This is a genomic window from Vibrio sp. MMG023 (assembly GCF_021654215.1).
In the GTDB taxonomy this organism is placed as follows: Bacteria; Pseudomonadota; Gammaproteobacteria; order Enterobacterales; family Vibrionaceae; genus Vibrio; species Vibrio jasicida.
Map to the genome: position 1 here is coordinate 780,918 of NZ_JAKFZP010000001.1, position 20,220 is coordinate 801,137.

Genomic DNA, 20,220 nt, shown 5'->3' on the forward strand with positions numbered 1-20,220 from the left:
CGTCAGCGTTTTGATTGTCCTTTACATCATAAAAGCCAGTTGAAACACCAACACTCGCAGACTTTTCATACCCAAATACTGGTTGAATAGAAAGAAAAGCCAATAGAAATAAGCTATAAGTCCAATTCAAACCGAACGGTAACCGCATCCCTGTAATCTCCCTCATCCACATCACCAAAATAAAGCTCTTTAAAAGAAAAGGCCAAATCAAAATCTAGCGTTTTTCCAACAAAAGGAATCTTCGAGGTTGCCTGCTTGAGCTCTCCAGCTTCGACAATATTACTCTTTTCACACTTCGAACAAACTAAGCTATAAGGAATAACATCATTTGACGTAGAGTGTTCTAACTCAAACTTATCCACAGTCCCAGAAGAGAAAAACTGCATCTTTATCCCTGGCTCTATATGCCCAGAGATACTAACTTCATAAGTTGTAGTCCCCTCAACACTGTGATTAGCCGTATCATACGAAAGAGAAAAAATACCATCACCTGTCACGTCAACAGCTGAGATGAACGACGGTTTATAGTCAATGGTAAATACCGTCGTGTCATTGTAAGTTTGGTAAGTTGTCGCTGTTCCGTACTTCATGTAATAAGTAACAGGCAAGCTCACCGTTGCATAATAAATACCTGTAGGAGCGTTGGCAGCTTTAAATGCATCAACGAGATTATCCAGCTTGTAAGCACTTCTATAAAAATCAAATGGCTTATACTTTCTAGTCGCGTTCAGATCATAACTTGCACGACAAGTGTTATTATCTCGAAGAATGTATTGGCTTCCAGCCGAGCTTTCATAGCCGCAAGTATCGGCGTTTGAATTGTTCGCTACACTAAAAGGACTTGCCGTACTAAATTGAATCCCAGTATGCTGAAAAGCCGTAGTTACTTGGACTCCAGTCGTTGAGCTAAAAGTGAGCGTTGACGTTGGGCTCTTTTGAAAGCTCGGGTTCCAACTATGAACGGGCAATAAGTTGAAAGAACTGCTTGGTTGCCAAATCTGTTGCACCACTTCTCCGCCAACAACATTTGCATTCATCCAAGTAACCTCACTCCCAACAACTTTTGCCGTAATGTTATTGGATGCATATACTGTTTCTGAGTTTAATCCAGCAGCTAAAACAGCAAGTGATAGGCTACATAGATACTTGTTCATTGATACTTTCATTTGCATTTATCACCGTGATATTTATATTTTTCTTCCCGACATGGCTTTCAGGCAATTTAAACACCTTTTCAGATCCTGCTAATAACTTGTATTGGTAAATACAGTTACTAGAGAAGCCCTTTTCACAGGTATTAATTACAGCATTTAACATGGTGTTACTTTTGTTGGAGAATCTAAACTCTTTGTTATTTACGCGCTTAATTTCGTAATTTAGTTTCACTTCAGACGCAGGGTCCATGAAATAAATTCTGTATCCAAAAGCAACGGAAACCGCAGAGTCTTCACCTTCACCGACATAGGGATAAGGGTTTACATCAACCGCATAAACCTGATCTTCATCAAAATCACATGTTTGCTTCGCGCAATCATTTCGCATCCTAACCGTTCTGGTTTCACCATCTTTTAATATGATCTGACTTGGTGAAACTGAGAACGTCCAAGTTGATAAATTATCTTTGTTTACTTTAGTGACGACTTTCTCTCCATTAACATAAGCGACTTTTGCAATTTCTAAGTTAATGAACATATCCTTACCATCATTATTCGTAATAGAAAAGTCAGCATAATGTTCATCGTTCGCCACCTCAAACAGACTGCTTACTGCTACAGCATGGGTAAAGAAACTCGTTAATGAAGTAATTAATAATAATAATGTTCTCATGACTACTACCTATTTTTAGTAAATTTATTGGAATCGGATGTTGATAACGCGTAGTTTTGTAATTCAAGAATAACTTGTTTATTTTTTGCTATTGATAATGTAGGTTTCGCGTATAACTTAGCAAAATAATGACGGTTCCCATTAAAGGATATTTGTATTACCTCCATATCCGACATTAATTTTTTATACTTTTCAATAATACTATTGTCATCAAAAGCACCTAGGTAATAAATGTGTTCATCTTTATCACCCAAGCCATTTACAACAATTTGCAATCCTAGTTCGTCTTCTTCTATTTGTGGGAAACAATTACTCTTACCATAAGTACTATCTAGATACCCTTCACGTAACGCACAAATCTGTTCATTTGCCGTTAACAGAAACTTTTCACCCCTTTGCACTGAAATGTTATAGACACCATCTCCAACTTTCGCGATAGACGAACATCCTTTGCACTCTACATTATTAATTGGGCGACTATTGAAATCTTCAAAGTAAGTCAAAACGGAGACCACTTCTTCAAACTCGGTGGTGATCTCTTTCAGTGTTCCTGGGTAACTAAACATGTCGCTATTTTCTATTTGTTCGTGTTTATAGCCACTTAGTTCAGTATCCAAGTTGAATCCATACTCATTGTATTCTTCCAACTCAATCAAGGTATATTTACCCTGAATCGTTTCTCGTAGGTTGTTTTGCCCGTTTCGTCGGATCTTAACTAGCCCCAGATCATTCTGATCTTGGGTGCTCGTTTTCGCGTTTTTTATGACTAGATAGGATTGTGCTCGCTCTCTAGATGCGTATATATCATCGGATGTAACGATGGTTGTTGATTCAATGTTAGCGGTAAAATTCCGATAATCTTCAGTAGTGCCATTCGCATATAAATTTGCATTAAATTTATCGTTGCGGATATTTGCATTTACACCGTAGACAGATTGTGAGTCATTGCCATCAACATACTGGGATAAATCCGCGCCTCCGGACAACATCACTCCACCCGCTTCAACTTGAGGTGCAGAATATTGTAAAGTATTACTAAACCGTGTTTTACTTCGTGTCGAATAATCAACACCAGAAATATATGAAAAACTATCATCTAGATCGAAGTTAACGTTAAGTGAGAATATATGCTCGTTTAATCTAGAGTTGTTAAAGTCTTTTTGATAGCTATAACCTAAATCGACGTACACATTATTAAAAATGTTCTTATTGTAATTTGTCGATAAATTTAAATTGCTTACCTCTAAACCAGAGTCCTCATATGTCTCTCGGTATCTATTAGCATAAAAACTAAGCGTCCCCTCATAAATTCGAGACGAATAAGAAACGGTCGCTTGTGTATAGTCATTGCTTCCGTATCGGATGCTCCCCAACTGGGATGATTCTGAAGGCGCTTTATTCGCATCTAACATTTCATAATCGAAATTAACATCAGCGACCCGAAAGTTTGTATTGAACAGGTAGCCGCCCTGAAACTTATTGATATAACCAGCCACTGCTAAATTTGAGTCTGTATAGTTTGCGCCTACGCCAAACGAAGCCTCTTGATTGGTAAATTGAGTATTACTACCAATTAACAATCGGTCACTTAACAACGAATAGGTTGCCGCTAAATCGAGATAAGTTTCCTCATAGTCACGTCGGTTGAACGTATTGCTTGATTTCATGACCGAGGCAGAATAATCGTAGCCTCTTAGAGATGTTTCGGAGTTATTATTGTGTATGATTTTCTTTGAAACTTCTTCTGGATAGCCAACCGGTTTCAAGACGATCGATACCTCGTAGTTTCCTCGCGGAAGGTCACGGTAGCTTACGCTGTGTTGCCCTTTTGACACCGAGTTCGTATAAATGATTTGGCCGCCCCTCAACACTTCAATCGAGCCTCTAGCTTTCATATCGAAAAACAGCTTTTTAGTGTTACCAATATCTTTAACCAGTAGGTTGTCATTCGAGAAATAACTGATCCCTACCGTTTCTTCTTCTCTATTAAAGTTGAAAATAGAGGTCGAGTTTTCTGCTGTGTTTCCGCGATGAGTCTCATACGCTTTTATCGAGCTACCTTCTAAATCATAGGTGTAAGCCAATTCATCAACATCGAACTGACTAGAACTATTGTCGACAACATAGAGTGATGCTTCTAGATCAACGTGTGAACGACCAAAACCAATTGTTGAGTTATTAGTGAGTGTCGCACTTGTTGAGCTTTGATAATGAGTAGTGAAAAGACGATTGGTTGAGATTAGAGCGCGACGATCTTCACTCAATTGAGTAAAGCCTAGATCTGTCATACCTTCTGAAAGGTAGTTTGCAGGTACTTCAATTAAGACTTGTTTCTGTGAATGGTCGTAAACGTAAAGAATGTTCTCGTCACTTTTTTGCTCTTCTACAACCGTTTGTAAAACAGCATCAATATGATCGTTAGCAACACCCGACCTTCTGAGTGCTTGTTTTAACTTCTCTGGTTCTTCAATGGTCTTAATACCATCAAAATTGGAGACAACTGAAACAGATGTACGCGTCTCATTTGGTAGGACAAATACTATTTGGTTTGATTGATACTCATAAAAGTGCTCAAAACCTGGAGGAATAAGCTTTGAATTGGCATACGCTGAAAGCGCAGACGTAGCACTAAGAACCAAGATTGCAGTTTTAGTCGAGCAAACGCCTATTCCTTGTAATTCATTTCTATTTTTTATTTTAGAATCCATGCAGAAAAACAACAAACCAAATACCTCCAAACCTCAGCACATGAACACTCGTAGTGCTAAGTAAACGGGCCACTTATTAAAAATCTAATCCAATGGAGAGCGTGATTTTTCCACTACATCGCTCATCCTCAACATCAACTTGAACGTTGTTATCAAAGTCGATTCGAAAATCCTTCTCTACCCATAATGTGTCTCTATCAGTAAAGAAATCGTCCAACCTGATCTCTTTTCCCACGCTCAATACTTCACCATCCAGCGTATGCTCAGCAAAGTTGGATTTAGTTGGGTTGCCTCTATGGTCAAAACATTCACTTAGAAGAACGTTGGTCGATATTTTATAACCAGCAGAAAAACTGCTTGGAACATCAGTCGTCACGATAAGCTTGGTATCAATAGTTTTCAGCTCACCTGTCGTTCTATTTACATCAACTTTTAAGCTAGGTTCTTTGAACTTGAATTCTTTAATTCTGTATGAGAAAAATTTTTCATTTTGGATCTCTGCCGATAACGGCAACACTTTAGTCACTGAATTAGAAGACAGAGCGATAGAAGGATAAAGCAGAAATAAGATGATAATTTTCTTCATAGACTTAATTTGCGCGGCCTAAGTTATAAGCCGCGCTTTCCACTTTATGGCGTGTAAGTTGCAAATTCTACGTCTGCACGTAGAACAGTTGTTGCAGTAACTACATCACCAGCGACCACATTTCCGATACCAGTACCCGGCGCGTTAGAAATTTTCCACTGGGTTTTCCAAGCGTCACTAGCCGTTGATTTTAATGCCGCATTGGTTGCTACAGGTGAGTCATCTTTAAACACACTTACATCTACGTTAGATAGATCTACACCTTTCTCCGATGTAAATGTTGGAACATCTACGCGGTAAGTAATGCTTTCCGGCGCTACACCGGAGCTCGCCGCACTTTCTGTACCAACAACGACCGGTAAACCTACTTCATTAGTATCAGAATTGTAGTAACGAACCTCAACTAGTACATTTTCAGAAGTGAAGCTACCATCTGGATTAATAGTCAGGCCAGCATCAGCAAGTGCTCCGCCATTTTGACCAGTAATCGTGACCCACTCACCATTTACTACTGTTGGTACTTTTGCTTCCCAAGTTAGTGTTGCGCTTGTTGTATCGATATCGCCTGCAGCTGGGTCAGCAGCAGATGCGCCAAAAGCAAATAGTCCACTTAGTACTGCTACAGATAACATTGTCTTTTTCATATTATTACTCTTACTGTCCTGTTAAAAATATTAATTGTGGCAATGTTGAAAAATTGATTTCCTCCCTCACCCCACAATGCATATATTAATGGTTTCATTTATTTCGGAATTAGCATCACATTTGATTATTAGTCTCTCATGCCAACATACGTGAAAGACACCTTAACCCACAATCTAATTCACAAATAAAGACTAAAATAAAAACACTTAATTTCAATAACTTGCAAAGAGAGAAAGATAAACAAAAAAATTAGATAAGATTATTCCCACAAAACACAACCGCTATTCCTACGTTGTTTTTTTATTATTATCACTCGAAGAGTAAGCATCTATCAAAGATAGATAAACTTACGTTGAAATATCTTTTCTAACTTTAATCATGCAATTTAAGATGAATCCAAGAAATATATTATAATCACCTCGAATTAGCGATTAGAGGTAAAACTCCGTCAGCAAAGCAGGTTAATTCAAATGTTCCCCTACGAGGGTTCGATCATTAACTATCTAACCCCTATCGTATCTGCCTTGCTCATTCTTACTGAACTAACAAACTATCCACGTTACCAAATTGTATTTTCCCTAAACCTTTACTTACGTTAATAATGAAATTAAATCTACAACCTAATCGCTATTACTCGCTTGATGGACACGATATATTTCGAAACAACCAAATTTAGCGGAAGATTCATAACTAATAATAGTGCTCCATTTGAACATACTTTGCGATCATTCATATTTATGTATATACACTTCGATAAAGCCTTATCACCTAATCGTACTCTTGATGATTTTGAAGACGGAACTTGGGGGTAAAAAATGAAAAATCCACCATATACATATTTATGTAAAATATTAAAAACGTTAACTATTTTTAACGATGTAGCCTAAGGTTAGAAAAATAAAAAGGCTTCACATCAAACTATGATGTGAAGCCTTTCCTTTCTATTATCGAATTTTTTTAATGATTAAGGAATTCGATATCAATTTCTTTCAACTGTTCTTCGTTCATAAAACTTAAAGCCACAACCTCAGAAACATGGTCCACAATATAAACATATGCTACACCTTCTTCATTAGTTTTAGTAGTACGAGTTATCTGAGCACTACCCGATACATCAACAGCAACATTCTGATTTTCTTTCGGATTCCCTCTTTCATCTACAAAAACGACACTGACCTTATTAATATCAACTCCATCAGAACGCGCATTTGTTTTAACTAATTCAACACTTTTCATTAAGGTTTTTGATGCATTCTTTGCCTGATATCCCGTTTCTAGAGTTCGATCAATAAATCCATCATAGTTACCTGAACTTTTCAGATAACCACTGCTGCTAGAAGAAGGCGCCGAAAAACCCGCAGTAAAAGTAAATGATCGACTTTCAAAGCCAGCGGTAAAACTAAAAGTTCTAGTCCCAACAATTCGTGAGGTAAAATTTATGTACGCATAACCATTAGAGTCACTAATAGCGTGGAAATAACCCGTATCGGTTCGAAGGTTACCGACTCTTTTCCCCTGTAAAGGCCGACCTGTTTTTCTGTCTTTAATAAGTACACGAATTCGGTTGTAGTTGATCCCATCTGCAGGCCTAAAATTAAATATAAGATTATAAGAGTCTACGTAAGGATCCTCGGGAGTAACAAATCTAACTACCGAGTATATCCCAATTTCCTTATATTTCCCTGTCACAGTAACACTCTCAACTCGAGTGTTAGTTATATTAACTCGTGCATTGCCATCAGCATCAGTTTTAACTTTAGAGGTATTCAACTTGGCTGTTGAACTGTCTGAAGAGAATTCAACTTCAATACCTTCCACAGGATTTAAGTTTGCATCAGCTACATGTGCAATAACTTGGTTTGCTGAACTACCATTAGCTGCCGCGTTGTTTTTAAATGTCGATATTTGTAGTAAGCGAGCGGTAGTTGCATCTGCGACAAAAGTTATTCGTTGAGATACTGTAAAGTTGTTAGCTACATTAACGGATACATCAATATCCTCAGCTTTTTTGTTTGTCAGTTCAAATTTAACTTTACCTTCACTATTTGTAGTTAAAGGCTCCTCAACGAAACTTGCATCCCCTGTTGTTGACGCGTTAATACTTACACCTTTCGCAGCTTCTCCGTTTATCAAAAATGTTACTTCAACAACCGCTTTATCAACATCGTTTGCAACTGCGGTGCCATCGATTGCAATAATCGATAATGAACCATTGCTCACGCAAGTAACATAATAACCTTGTCCATCATCAGTCAATGTACTTCCACTAGATAGACTTACTACTTTATAAGTAGATCCATCCAAAGAAAGATAACCACGAGATAATGGCCAATCTTTTGTATTTCCTTTGTCGTGACTCCAAATAGCCTTTAGTTCTGTAGAAGTAGGTAGTCGACCAAAGCTACCACAATACAAACTAGCGCTTTCCGGTCTAAAGGTTGCCACAGCGGGCTTCACTGAATGTGAAGAGTCAAAGTAGGTGCCGTCATTACGGATACCGCTACTGTCGGCTTCACTCTTAGTTAGAGGGGCACTGTAGACTTGGTTGTTGTGGTAGTAATCGTCCCACAATCCTGTTTGAGTTGGGTTAATCGCAACGATCTTCATCAATGCGACATCAAAACCACCACGATGATCGGTAACAATGGCATTTACATAATACTGCCCTGCGTGCTCAACTCTGAAGGTGAATGTTTTGTTCTTTGTATCTGAGGCATCCGACAAAGCAACTGCTGAATCAAACGCAACAACTTGGATTAATTGGAAGTTGTCGTCCTGCTTATCAATAACGTATGGTGAAATATCGATAGTTGCCGTTTTGCCAACTTCTACGGTATCGAGGATTTCAATTTTGTCAGGAATGTCTATACCAACAGAGCTGCGTTCAGAAACTGTAACCACAGCAGAACCAACCAACACGTTACCGCTACTGTTTTCTAGCGTGTATAAAATACGCTCATTGCCTTTGAACGTTGCTGCAGGTGTATATGAAATCTTGTTATTTGTTTTATCGAGAGAGACCGTTGATGAACTGCCTTTTGGCATTAAGATGACATCATCAGTCAAAGAGAAACCAGACAAAGACGTGTTATCACCAACTTTTGTGAGCTCGTTTTCGATGTTGATTTCCAGGGTCTCACCTTGATAACCAGCAACACCAAATGGAACCAATTCTGCTTGTTGCGCATTGTTTGCAACCACGACACGACTTACGCCACTTCGTTTACCAATCATTTGGTAACCACTTGAATATCCATCAAGTCCCACCGTGTATTGGTAGTCACAAACCATTGCGTGATCAGAGATAATTTGGAAGCTTTCATTATCACTATCAACAAGTTGACAGCTTGGATCTGATGATAAAACTTCAACTTCAGCAAGGGAGATACGCTCTCCTCCCGAACGCGCAACTTTATCGACTACATTAACTCGGACTTCTTCCGAGTCAGTACTTTGAACGACACTATAAAAGTCTTCCGCATGAACAGAAACATACTGGTCAACTTGGTTTTCAGGCCATATTTCGCTTGAATTTCCTGATTCAGATTCGCCACCGCACGCAACTAAGATAGGAAGTAAACTTAGAGGTAGAAGTGTACGTACCCATTTCTTTAAACTATTTACTTTTTGTATCGGCATAGAACTCACACTTAAGTAATCGCCTCTTAAATCTGCGCGAGTGGGCTCATTAGACGGAAGGTTAGCTTTATTTGGGAAAGAAACAGAGCTAGATAAAAGTGCTTTCCCAATACTCGTAGAATTTGAATTTGAGCTAAACCGCACACCACCAATAAAACCACCAACACACGCCAAGGCTTTGGATGCATATTTACCGATTATCATTTTTTAAGCGATTCATTGTTTAGCACTAAAAGCACATTACTCATTAGCTTGCTAACAAACACGAGAAAGCCCTGATAAAAAACAAAAAAGCCACCACTTTTCAGTGATGGCTTTGCTTCATCGATATTGCTTTGTCTTAATTAGCGAGGATCAAGACCTAGCTTTTGTAGTACCAGTTTGAAGTTCTCGCGGCGCTCTTTCACGTTGTGAACATCACCTGTCGAACACGTCAGATCCGGACAGCCACGGTTAACGATGCCTGAAACATCATCGATAAATTGAGAACCTTGCAGACCACTATCCACATACTTCTTCAGCTCGTTGTGGTAGTTCCAATCCGCGTACTGACCGCCTTCATCGTTGTATGCCTGAACTGACGTTACCCAGTAGAACAGACCTGCGATCCACTTGATCTCTTTGTTCTCTTCCGAGCTACAAATCAGACCTGGGTTAGAACAGAAATCTAGCTCAGCATAAAGTGGGTTCGCCGGTGGCGATTCTACCGTTACGCCATCAATTGTCTTACCAATGGTTGATGGATCAACGTGCGAACGACCTAGGTAGTGGTTAAGCGTACCGAAGTTCTGACGACCTGTGGTTTGGATAACACCACGACCCCACCAGCCACAGCCTTCAACGCTTTCTTGGCTGCTGCCGTCCCAAATGAACTTACCTGCTTTCTGACCAACGTAAGTCTTACACTCGTCGCGTTCCCACACTTGCTTAGACGTATCTACGCTTTCTGGAACATCGTTACAGTGACCGTTGTTTGTCCAACGACCTACTGCACCGTTCACCAATAGACCACGCTCTTCAAGTACTGCATCAGGTGCTGCAAAGACTGGAGCTGGAGCGCCATACCATTTCGCATGAGTCAACGCACTAACTTCCATTTTGTCATCACGAGGACAAGAGTACGCATGATCTAAACCTGAAACTGGGTTTACACCGTAATCTGCGTATTTCTGACCCAATTGACCACAACTTGCTGTCATTGGATAATCCGCAGGCGCGCCGTATTTCACTTCAGACCAGTTGTTTTCATCACACGCGTTGTAGCGGATGGTCTCTTGCATACTTTGCGCAAGGAACGCAGCAATCGCGACTTTCGCGTATTTGATGTTGGTTGCGTCATCAACTTCATCGTTCATTAGCCAGAACTTGTTGCCCGCGACACCAATGTTGTGCATTGCGTTCAAGCCATCTAGGAAGTCGTTCCACTTGTAAACCGTTGACGGAACCCACTGAGATTGTGGTGTTTCGTATAGGAAGGCTTCGTTATCCATCACGCTTTCAGCATTTGCTAACTCTTGGTTTAGCGCTTCAATGCGAGTCAATGAACCTTTCTCTAACTCTTCACCTACGTAGTACAGTGGCACTTTCGCCGTTTGGTAAAGCTCAATTTTGCTGGTTAGAGCTTGAGAGTCTTGATCAAACATCAGTGCAAATACGTTGCTGTACGCTGCTTTGCGGATTTGCTGATCGGTTTGCGTGTTACCCATGAAGTAGTTTGCGGTTTGATCCGTCGGCATATTCGCTAGCATTGCAGGCGCTTCAACGTAATCTGTTACCTGTTTTACGTACTCAAGTGCGTGATGCCACTGCTCACTGGTTAGCGCACCGGTTGCGTTCGATTTAGTAAACGCTACAAAGTCAGCTTTGTTCGCAACATCTGCTTTGTAAAGCTCGAAGCTATCAAGTAGATCGGCTGTGAAAACGGACGCTTCATCCCATACAGACTGGCGACCAGAGTGGGTATCGTAAGCAAACTCGCCAATGCTTAGCGACCAACCAAATGTCGCTTGTGGCGCAAGGGTTGTGAAAATCAAGTTGTAAGCATGTGCCCACCCTTTCACGTCGTCGCTCAGTGCGTTGATCGCATCGATATCAATACGGCTACCCGTGATATCAATAGCATTCGTCAGTGCTTGTTTAACCGCTACGGCACCAAACAACGCACCTTTGTCTTGCGTAGCGAGATCCAGAACATCCGATCGAATCACGATAGATGCTGTACCCGCACTCTCTGCTTGTTCGATAGCCGACACAAACGAACGTGTAAGCTGCTCTAGGTCTGTGAGCGCATCACTGCTGCTTGCTGCGATAGTTAGCGTGCTTGGCGCTTGAGTGGAAGGGCTCGCCACTACGAATGTGTTTGGCCAACCTGCTACTTCTAGACGCACTGGATCCATTGGGTTACGCAATGATAGCGCTGGCGCTGTACCCGGCTCAGTACCATCACAGTTTAGATGTAATGACCATGAGCTATCGCTGCCAGGAACAGATTGCGTCCAGTACACCGCTGAGTAAGCAATGTTCTTGTGAACCATAATGTCACCACCTGTCGCGTGATCACCACGAGTCCAGTCTGGGTACACACTAAAGTCAGCACACAGTCCACCTGTTGGCGGAGGTGTCGGTGTTTCTACTTTTTCAACTGTGATGTTTACACGTGCTGTCGCCGTTAGGTTCTCAGCATCCGTCGCAATCGCTTCTAGCTTAACTGCACCAACTTCTGACGCCGTCCAGTTACAAGAGAACTGGTTTGTGGTTGATGCATTAAAATCACAGATTTGCTTGTTGTTTGCTTTCACGACAACGCGAGACAAATCGTCATCAGCATCCGTTGCACGAACAGAAATCGAAACCGCTTCGCCTTTTTCAAACTTCGAACCATTTGAAGGCGAAGAGAAGCTCACTTCCGGCTTAACAAAGCTCGGAGCTGCTTCAATAGCAACAGCGATACTGCGTTGTTCAACCATTTTGTTGTTCTGATCGAGAACCACCACTTTAAGTGTCGCATTGCCCACTTCATTTGGTGTCCAAGATTGAGAATACGTCGTTTGACCTGCAGCGATGTTACGTTGACCTAACTTACGGTCATTCCCCCAGAACTCCAATTTAGAGATCAATTCACCCTCAACACGCGCTTTGATCGTCGTTGCCTGACCCACCACCAATGTTTGACCTTGTGTAGGCGAGACGAATGTCAGCTCATGCACTTCTGGTGTCACAGGTGGTTCAACTGGCTTCTCTTTTACTGAAATGCTGACCGCTTGTTGCTGTGTAAGACCTGAGATGTCTTCCACTACAGCTTTGATCGTGTGAGCACCTGAGCCAACAGAAGTCCAACTCGCTTGGAATGGAGCATGTGTTACGCGAGCTACTTGTTTGTTGTCGACAAAGAAAGTCACCGCTTTAACGCTGGTATTAGTCGCCGTTACGTTTGCTAGCATGGCAACCGCTTGACCTTCTTCAAACTCAGAGCCGTTCACTGGCGATGCCAATTGAAGAGATATTTCTGGTTCCCCTACTTCACCTTCATCGTCAGCAATCAGACGAATGGTATTTTGAAGAAGAGTCAGATCCAACACGCCGCTCACACCGAGCGTTAGCTCAATGCGTTCACCTGCCGGAAGTTGGGATTTCACCCAGCTACCGCTATCAAAAGCGAGCGCAAGTGTGTTCTTGAACACGTTACCTTGCGCGTCGCTGGTGAACTTCATTCCCGGGTAGCTGATGCCAGTCGCAGCCCAAGATGGTGTCGACATTGATAGGTTTGAATCAAACGTCACTTTCGCATCACGCAGTTCAACTGGCTTTGAACCGTCGTTCGTTAGGATCACTTTGTAAGTGTTCCACCACTGGCTTTCTGAGCCGACGATAGTTGCGTCTGTGATCACTCCTGCGTGTGCAGCAGGCAACCCCATACCGATCGCCAGTGCTAAAACACTTGGCATGATCGCTAGCGTATTCTTTCTCATAATTAAGGACTTATACAAACAACAATAAAAAGGAACAGCATTATAGAGGGGGACTTTTTTCGCGCCGCAGCGGCCAGATGTAACCAAATGTAACTCAACTTACAGGTGTAAAAGTGCCAAAAATAAAGCGTCTTTTTACGTCAATTTGACGACATTTCGCGCGCAATCGATAAGCAAACATAAATCTGGGACTCTAGTTCAATTTTCTGAAAGTGTGCGCGAGATAAAACAAATCAATTTATCCGTTTCTACAAATAGTGTGATTTGTGTTTTTTACGCCTTTATGCAACTGAAAATCAATAAGTTACAGAATAAATACAGTTGAAATACTTAGTTACATGTTAGCGAAAAAAACGCCAAAGCTAGAGCGATATGAGAGCACAAAAGAAGCGCCTGAAGCGGTTATAAAGATCGTCTTCACACTTCTTAACTGAAGCGCTAAAAATAAGGTATATGAATGATCATCCAGTAAAAACGATAAGTATAACTTTGCAACAAAACGTCAATATCCGGATTGAAGCACGGTTTCAGATTGACTATTCGATGATAATGAGATGCATTGGATCGGTTTGAATCCAAGTCAGCCCAAAAATAAAATATGGAGAGTGTTATATGTCTTTACGTTTAGTAGCAGCAACCTTTGCACTAGTTGGAATGAGCTTTGGCGCACAAGCAAGCGCAGAGTGTGAAGTGTCTATCGATGCTAACGATATGATGCAGTTTTCGACCAAAACGTTGAGTGTTCCAGCAACGTGTAAAGAAGTAAAACTGACGCTGAACCACACAGGTAAGATGCCAGCGCAGTCAATGGGTCACAACGTGGTCATTGCAGACACGGCGAACCTACAAGCAGTAGGTACAGAAGGCATGTCAGCAGGTCTTGAAAACAACTACGTGAAACCTAACGACGACCGTGTTTACGCATTTACTAAAGTGATCGGCGGCGGTGAAAGCACCTCTATCACGTTCAGCACAGAGAAAATGACTCCGGGAGGTGATTACTCGTTCTTCTGTTCTTTCCCTGGTCACTGGGCAATTATGCAGGGTAAGTTTGAGTTCAAATAAGCGTTTACGCTCAAACTCAAGCCTCTGAAAAAGAAAAGGGAAGCCAAGATAAGTGGCTTCCCTTCTTAATTAGGAAGAATAATGGTCGTAATCGCTGTGCTCTTCTAAAGTTGAAAAATTTAGGGTAAGCACGTCTTCAAAAGGCATCGGCTTATAAAAGTAGAAACCTTGAATCAAATGAATGTTTTGTTCCGCCATAAACTCCAACTCTGCTTCGGTTTCTATCCCTTCAGCAACGGTTTCTGCCCCCGTAATTTTGACCAACTTAGCCGTTAGCCTAAACAGTTCGCGACCATTTTTATTGTTGAGATTCAAAACTAAAGAGCGGTCAATTTTAACTTTATCGAAATCGTACTTAGACAAGTACCCAATTGAAGAGTACCCAGAACCAAAATCATCTAACGCAATCTTCACTCCAGCCTCACGGAGAGAAGTCAAGACTCGGTGGGTACTGTGTTCATCTTGAATCAGCATGTCTTCCGTGATTTCGAATTCCACTTGAGAGTAAGACAAAGCACTTTGGTTAATCATACTCAGCACTTTTTCCGTAAAATCGGGGACAAGACAGGTCTCTGGTGACATATTAATTGAAACCTTAAAGTTAGGCGAGTCTGCTAAAGGAGCGCTCTCTTTTAAAGCTGTTTCAACCACCCACAAATCCAACTCACTCATTAACCCCACTTTGGCAAAGTCATCTAAGAAAGTAGGAGGCGAGATCTCACCCGATTCAGAACGGTGCCTAATCAACACTTCAAGAGAACGAATCTCACCTGTCCGCGTGTTTACTTGAGGTTGGTAATACAAGATAAACTCACCATTATTTTTTAGGTCAGTAATTCGCTTTTGTGCCGCAAATTTACTCGTAATCTCGGGGAAAAAAGCCCCTGCCGATTTACCACTTTCAACACCTTCATAATTAAAGAAATCATCAGAAAGTGACTTAGCAAATGATGCATTAGCATTCCCGATATTGTCCATCTGTTTAAAGAAGGGATAATAGATTATGACACCGACTAAGATGATGATCAGCTGTAGCACCGCGCCTGTCCACGTAGAGCCCGTGCCAACATATCCACTCATCAAAGGTGGCGTCATCCAACTCATGATTTCCGTCATTGGTGCCACCAAGCCAAGCGCCGTTGCCACATAAGCAATGACAAGACCAACAACAGGTGCAATCAAGAACGGTACGATCAACAAAGGGTTAAACATAATTGGCAGCCCAAAAATAATCGGCTCATTAATGTTGAAAAAACTTAAAATTAAAGCTGCGGTTGCCAACGCTTTGTAGCTGCGGTTTTTAGTGAGAAATAACATACAAAGCACCAAAGAAATGGTGTTTCCTGCGCCACCCAAACCCGCATAAAAATCGAAGAAGTTGGTCGTCAGTATTGGCAATGGCGTTCCGAGCAACTCATGGTTTTCTATCGCTACACGTGTCGCTTCATACAACTCCGCTTTATATGGTGCAAAAATAATGTGCCCATTAATACCAATGGACCAAAATAGATTACGTACCAGCTCGTAAATAACACCATCGAAAAGAGAGTATGGGTCCAGATTTGGCAATAAAAAGCCAGCAATATCAGCAGCACAGAAAACGCGTCCTAGCACATAGCCTAATAAGGTATAACCAACAACCAACACCGTCGTTGCCATGATCAAGTTGTAAGACTGGTCGACAATATTAGGCAGCTCCGACCGCATAAACCATTTGCGGTTTTGCATTGCACGGACAGACCATCCCACCAAAATAGGAATGATGATTGCCAGTGGGTAATTGCTCGGTACGACCGTTCCTTCTTGCAGCAGCCCCCACTCATTACACACGATGAAATAGATCATCAACGAAGGCGTAATAACATTAACCCGTGAGACTTTTAACAGAGAAGAAAGAAACTGCGAGAAGTAAACCAATAACAAGATTGGGAACAGTTTCCAGATGATAGAACTCGCGGCTCCAACCGTGGTACCCACTTGCTCGTAACCCGCCATCATAAAAAAATTGCTCAACAAAGTGCTGAATGCGGAAATCAATGACACTGGGAGCAACATGACCAGTACATTACATAAGCCATTTATGTACGAGTTGGAGGAAATTAAAGTAAAAAGCCGATTTACGTATCGATTGTTCATTTGGCTAATTTTATCCATTAGTAAACGACTCGATGAGCCGCTCAGGAAGTTCGCCGCAATTAAGGTCCGTTTAATTTGTATCGCAATGAGGGAGAGTTTCGACAGACAGTCGATGACGGTATCATTCGAGTAACAAAGCGTTGATCGTTCAACGTTGCGAATAGTCACTCAACAAAGGTAGCCATGGCCAACTTGTTGTTATCTACCAAACCAAAAGAGCGCGGACTAGGACGACCGACACTCTCTTCGTTTAGATACAACCCGCTGTTTCTTAGGTCAGCGTGGTTTGTATTTTTGCATGCTAATTAAGCAAGGAGGCGCACATTATCGCCAACAAGCCCCTCTTTCCACTCGACTTTTTAATTGTGACGATAAAAAACAGCACTGTTATTGCTCGCGTAAAATATCCGTAAGAGGAAGTGGACGAGTAAAGAAGTAACCTTGCGCTTTATCGACACCACAACCTTTCACAAAATCGTACTCTTGTTGGGTTTCCACCCCTTCTGCGACCACTTCGCAATGCGTAATATGGCCCAGTTTCGCTACCAATTCATATAAGTCTCTGCCTTTTTGATCATTGGCATCCAGCAGTAGCGAACGATCCAGCTTGATCTTATCAAACGGGTACTTTAGTAAGTGCGGGAACGACGCATAGCCGGTGCCAAAGTCATCCATAGCGATACGAATGCCCTGAGCTTGCAGCGCTTCCATAGTTTTAATTAAGAACACCTTATTACTAAGAATCGCCTCTTCTGTGATTTCAATTTCCAACCACTGCGGCGAGATACCATAATGAGTTAGTCGCGATAGTAAGTGCGGGACAAATTCTTCTTGCTCGATCGTAGCGACTGCAATGTTGATGGCAATTCGACGATCTTTTGATAACGTCATTTTCTGCATGTCTGCCAGAACTTTCTCAATCACGAGCTTGTCCAGTAATGGCATTGAGTTAAGCATTTGGAAGTCACTCACAAATGCCGGAGGGTGCAGTTTCCCTTCTTTATCAATGTATCTAAGCAAGGCTTCATAAGAGAAGATATTGACGTCACTGGTCGACTGGAGCTTTTGATAAAACATGACCAACTCCCCTTCCCTCAAAATCGAAGTCAGTCGCTTTTGTGCTGTCGATTTACTAATGCTTGAGTTATTCGAATCACGAACGTTGTTAAGCAAGGTTTTGAACAGCGAACTCTCAATGCCTGTGTAAGCCGTATTCGCACGAAACTGCGCAGAATACTTGCCGGCGTAAGCCAAATAAAATGGCCGATAAATAAAGACACCAAGGACGATGATCAATAATTGCAATAATGAGCCTTCAATCTGATTCCCCATCGCGACATAACCACTGAACAAAGGCGGCGTCATCCAGTTAACAATATTTTCAACCGGAGGAACAAGCCCTGATGCAATTGACCCGTAAGTGATGAGAAAGCTCAATAGCGGTACCAGCACAAAAGGCACAATCAACAATGGGTTGAAAATAATCGGCAACCCAAACAGCAAGACTTCATTGATGTTGAAGATCACCAGCGGGGTTGCTGCTAATGCAAGCATCTGGTGGTTACGTTCTTTGGCAAACAGCAACACGCACAACAATAGGCTGATGCAATTACCAGAACCACCCATCGACATAAACGCGTCGTAAAAACCTTGGCTAATTACATTTAGAGGAGCGTCACCGGCTTGCCACGCGAAAAAATTTGCTTCTGTAGCGGCGTAGATTTGCTGCTTAATGGCAAACAATAAGTTATGCCCATTGATGCCGATTGAGCCTAAGAGGCCTAGTACCGTTTGGTAAATAATCCCGCCTTTTAGCGTGAGAGGGTCCACACCCAGTCCGCGAATCATCCCACCAAATAGAGCCATAATGGATGCGGTTAGTCGCGATACTGCCAAAGCAATCAACACAAACAGAAAGAAGTGAACAACATGCTTAAGCAGACGAGATGAGAAATCCAGCGCTTGTGGCTCTAGCAAGCGTATTTTGAAAACGCAGCAATAGACATACGTCATCATCGCACTAAACAATGCCAGTAGTGGGTTGTTTGGCAGCATATAAGTCGCAGACAAACTGCCGTTTTCTATCGAGATCAAGTAGAACATGATCAACGAGTAAATGATGAAGACGGCACTCGACACATTGGTTTTATGTGACAGGTAATAACCCGCCACTACACAAAATGCGCTTGGGTACAGATTGATGAGGATATCTGACAGATGAAATAACATCTGTGATAATTCTACCCATCCTGAGAGACGGAACGCGTGGCCTAAAAAAACGGCAAGTGCATTTGATAGAGTCAGGGGTAACAACAAGAGTGCAATAGAGGCCAAATCTGTTAGGTAGGATTTGGAACCTGCACGCCATTGCCCTGTGAGCGCCGATAAACGTTGAAAAGGCGCAAAAGTAAAATTTAAGCCAGTTTGCATGGAGCATCTTATAGTAAAACGGGGGGCAACTGCTGTGTAAACAGTCGTGAGTGCAAGCGCAGCTAAAGAAATCGACTATCTGTGTAGTCTTAGTGGGTGTTTTATTTGTAAATCCATCAACAAACGAAGTTACCTTGCGGGCGTAATTTATCGATTATATGCGCTCCGATCCATTAAGATTATTTATCGTGACGATAAGAAATATACAAATATAACCCTCAGTGTTGACTAATGAGGGTTAATATTTGCTAGATGATTATTGAGCGAGAACTTAATGCTCAGGATTCATTGGAAATCGCTGCTCATAAAGCTCCATAAAGTCTTTACGAATCAGATGCTCTAAGTGGTTTGCTTTATCTGTCGGGCAGAAAATCATGATATGCAGAATTTGCTCACCATTAATGTTACTTGAGATGTGGATGTGCGGCTCAGCGCCCGGTAGATCAACACCAGCGTGCTTCTCAATCATCGCGTTGTAACGGTGAGCGACGTCGGCGAAGTAACTGCAATGCTCATCAATCTTATCGGTCAACAAAGGCAAAAGTGGGTAGAGATTGACGAAATCTTTCACCACAACAGAAAAGTCATGGTACACGTAACGCTTCATGAAATTGAGGTTCTTCACTGGGTAGGTGAAAAACATACTGTTAGGCAGCGTCGCAGTTTTCCCCGTGAAGTGGTATTGACCATGATGCAGATCGATTTCTTGAATCACTGTCGCCATCATGTTGTGTTCAATGACCTCACCACATAGCTTTCCGACTTCAATCCAGTCACCAATGCGAAACGAACGAGAACTTGCACGCTGGATTGACCCCGTAAAACACAAGATGATCTCTTTGGATGCCACCACAATCGCGACAGCAATCGCCGTAACACTTAGAGCGAACTCGCTGATTTCTGATTGCCATAAGATGAACAACAGAATCAAGGTGATAGCAAATGTGCCGTTTTTGGTTCTCGACATCCAACTGCGTTGTTCTTCTGTAATAAAGGCATCGTCGCCACGGATTCGAGACAGAATCAAACGACGTAAAAGAATGATGAACAACAGAATTAATGCGGAAAATAAAATTTTATGAGTGAGAAGAAAATCGACGACTAACTGCACTTTCTCCATTACCCGACTCCCTGTTTGGTTTAGAAGGTTGACCTTTCATGCTAGCTATCACTAAGAAAACAGATAGAGAGCTTGCGAAAGGACAACCTTACCAAA

Annotated in this window: 11 protein-coding genes; 1 reads left to right on the top strand and 10 read right to left on the bottom strand. The window is 41.8% G+C overall.

Translation table 11 applies throughout. The features are described 5' to 3' along the window. Positions 1–113 precede the first annotated feature (113 nt). The 7 genes from L1076_RS03465 to L1076_RS03495 all read right to left on the bottom strand — a co-directional run bounded on the left by L1076_RS03465 (position 114) and on the right by L1076_RS03495 (position 13,373). Positions 114–1,172, bottom strand: a complete 1,059-nt coding sequence (locus tag L1076_RS03465) for a hypothetical protein (protein ID WP_237303137.1) — start codon at positions 1,170–1,172, stop codon at positions 114–116. After that, the gene (locus L1076_RS03470) at positions 1,135–1,827 is read right to left on the bottom strand and encodes a hypothetical protein (RefSeq protein WP_045417307.1); all 693 of its coding nucleotides are present in this window, start codon (positions 1,825–1,827) and stop codon (positions 1,135–1,137) included. Before L1076_RS03470 ends, L1076_RS03465 begins: the two co-directional genes overlap by 38 nt. A gap of 5 nt (positions 1,828–1,832) precedes the next feature. Continuing rightward, a complete protein-coding gene (locus L1076_RS03475; RefSeq protein ID WP_237303138.1) occupies positions 1,833–4,535 on the bottom strand; it encodes a TcfC E-set like domain-containing protein in 2,703 nt (900 codons plus the stop codon). Positions 4,536–4,611: 76 nt separating this feature from the next. Beyond that, positions 4,612–5,121 (bottom strand): hypothetical protein, encoded by a 510-nt coding sequence (locus L1076_RS03480; protein WP_237303139.1) that lies wholly within the window; start codon positions 5,119–5,121, stop codon positions 4,612–4,614. 44 nt (positions 5,122–5,165) lie between these two features. After that, the gene (locus L1076_RS03485) at positions 5,166–5,765 is read right to left on the bottom strand and encodes a hypothetical protein (protein ID WP_237303140.1); all 600 of its coding nucleotides are present in this window, start codon (positions 5,763–5,765) and stop codon (positions 5,166–5,168) included. Positions 5,766–6,723: 958 nt separating this feature from the next. Further along, entirely contained in the window at positions 6,724–9,609 is a 2,886-nt protein-coding gene (locus tag L1076_RS03490) for an Ig-like domain-containing protein (protein WP_237303141.1), read from the bottom strand. Positions 9,610–9,749: 140 nt separating this feature from the next. Further along, positions 9,750–13,373: an Ig-like domain-containing protein gene (locus L1076_RS03495; protein ID WP_237303142.1), complete on the bottom strand. Its 3,624-nt coding sequence runs from the start codon at positions 13,371–13,373 to the stop codon at positions 9,750–9,752. Positions 13,374–13,985: 612 nt separating this feature from the next. On the opposite strand from L1076_RS03495, the gene azu reads away from it, so the two are divergent. After that, positions 13,986–14,438, top strand: coding sequence for an azurin (gene azu, locus L1076_RS03500; RefSeq protein WP_005441233.1), 453 nt, complete (start codon positions 13,986–13,988; stop codon positions 14,436–14,438). A gap of 69 nt (positions 14,439–14,507) precedes the next feature. Here the strand turns inward: azu and L1076_RS03505 are convergent, their stop codons facing one another. From L1076_RS03505 to L1076_RS03515, 3 genes are all read right to left on the bottom strand, one after another. Continuing rightward, the gene (locus L1076_RS03505) at positions 14,508–16,574 is read right to left on the bottom strand and encodes an EAL domain-containing protein (RefSeq protein ID WP_039975750.1); all 2,067 of its coding nucleotides are present in this window, start codon (positions 16,572–16,574) and stop codon (positions 14,508–14,510) included. A gap of 387 nt (positions 16,575–16,961) precedes the next feature. Then, positions 16,962–19,004, bottom strand: coding sequence for an EAL domain-containing protein (locus tag L1076_RS03510; protein ID WP_237303143.1), 2,043 nt, complete (start codon positions 19,002–19,004; stop codon positions 16,962–16,964). Positions 19,005–19,275: 271 nt separating this feature from the next. Then, the gene (locus tag L1076_RS03515; RefSeq protein WP_038881031.1) at positions 19,276–20,124 is read right to left on the bottom strand and encodes a mechanosensitive ion channel family protein; all 849 of its coding nucleotides are present in this window, start codon (positions 20,122–20,124) and stop codon (positions 19,276–19,278) included. Positions 20,125–20,220: the final 96 nt, after the last annotated feature.

Coding starts and splice junctions, on each gene's coding strand:
- L1076_RS03465 (WP_237303137.1), bottom strand. CDS start 1,172: ATGCAAATGAAAGTATCAATGAACAAGTATCTATGTAGCCTATCACTT.
- L1076_RS03470 (WP_045417307.1), bottom strand. CDS start 1,827: ATGAGAACATTATTATTATTAATTACTTCATTAACGAGTTTCTTTACC.
- L1076_RS03475 (WP_237303138.1), bottom strand. CDS start 4,535: ATGGATTCTAAAATAAAAAATAGAAATGAATTACAAGGAATAGGCGTT.
- L1076_RS03480 (WP_237303139.1), bottom strand. CDS start 5,121: ATGAAGAAAATTATCATCTTATTTCTGCTTTATCCTTCTATCGCTCTG.
- L1076_RS03485 (WP_237303140.1), bottom strand. CDS start 5,765: ATGAAAAAGACAATGTTATCTGTAGCAGTACTAAGTGGACTATTTGCT.
- L1076_RS03490 (WP_237303141.1), bottom strand. CDS start 9,609: ATGATAATCGGTAAATATGCATCCAAAGCCTTGGCGTGTGTTGGTGGT.
- L1076_RS03495 (WP_237303142.1), bottom strand. CDS start 13,373: ATGAGAAAGAATACGCTAGCGATCATGCCAAGTGTTTTAGCACTGGCG.
- azu (WP_005441233.1), top strand. CDS start 13,986: ATGTCTTTACGTTTAGTAGCAGCAACCTTTGCACTAGTTGGAATGAGC.
- L1076_RS03505 (WP_039975750.1), bottom strand. CDS start 16,574: ATGAACAATCGATACGTAAATCGGCTTTTTACTTTAATTTCCTCCAAC.
- L1076_RS03510 (WP_237303143.1), bottom strand. CDS start 19,004: ATGCAAACTGGCTTAAATTTTACTTTTGCGCCTTTTCAACGTTTATCG.
- L1076_RS03515 (WP_038881031.1), bottom strand. CDS start 20,124: ATGGAGAAAGTGCAGTTAGTCGTCGATTTTCTTCTCACTCATAAAATT.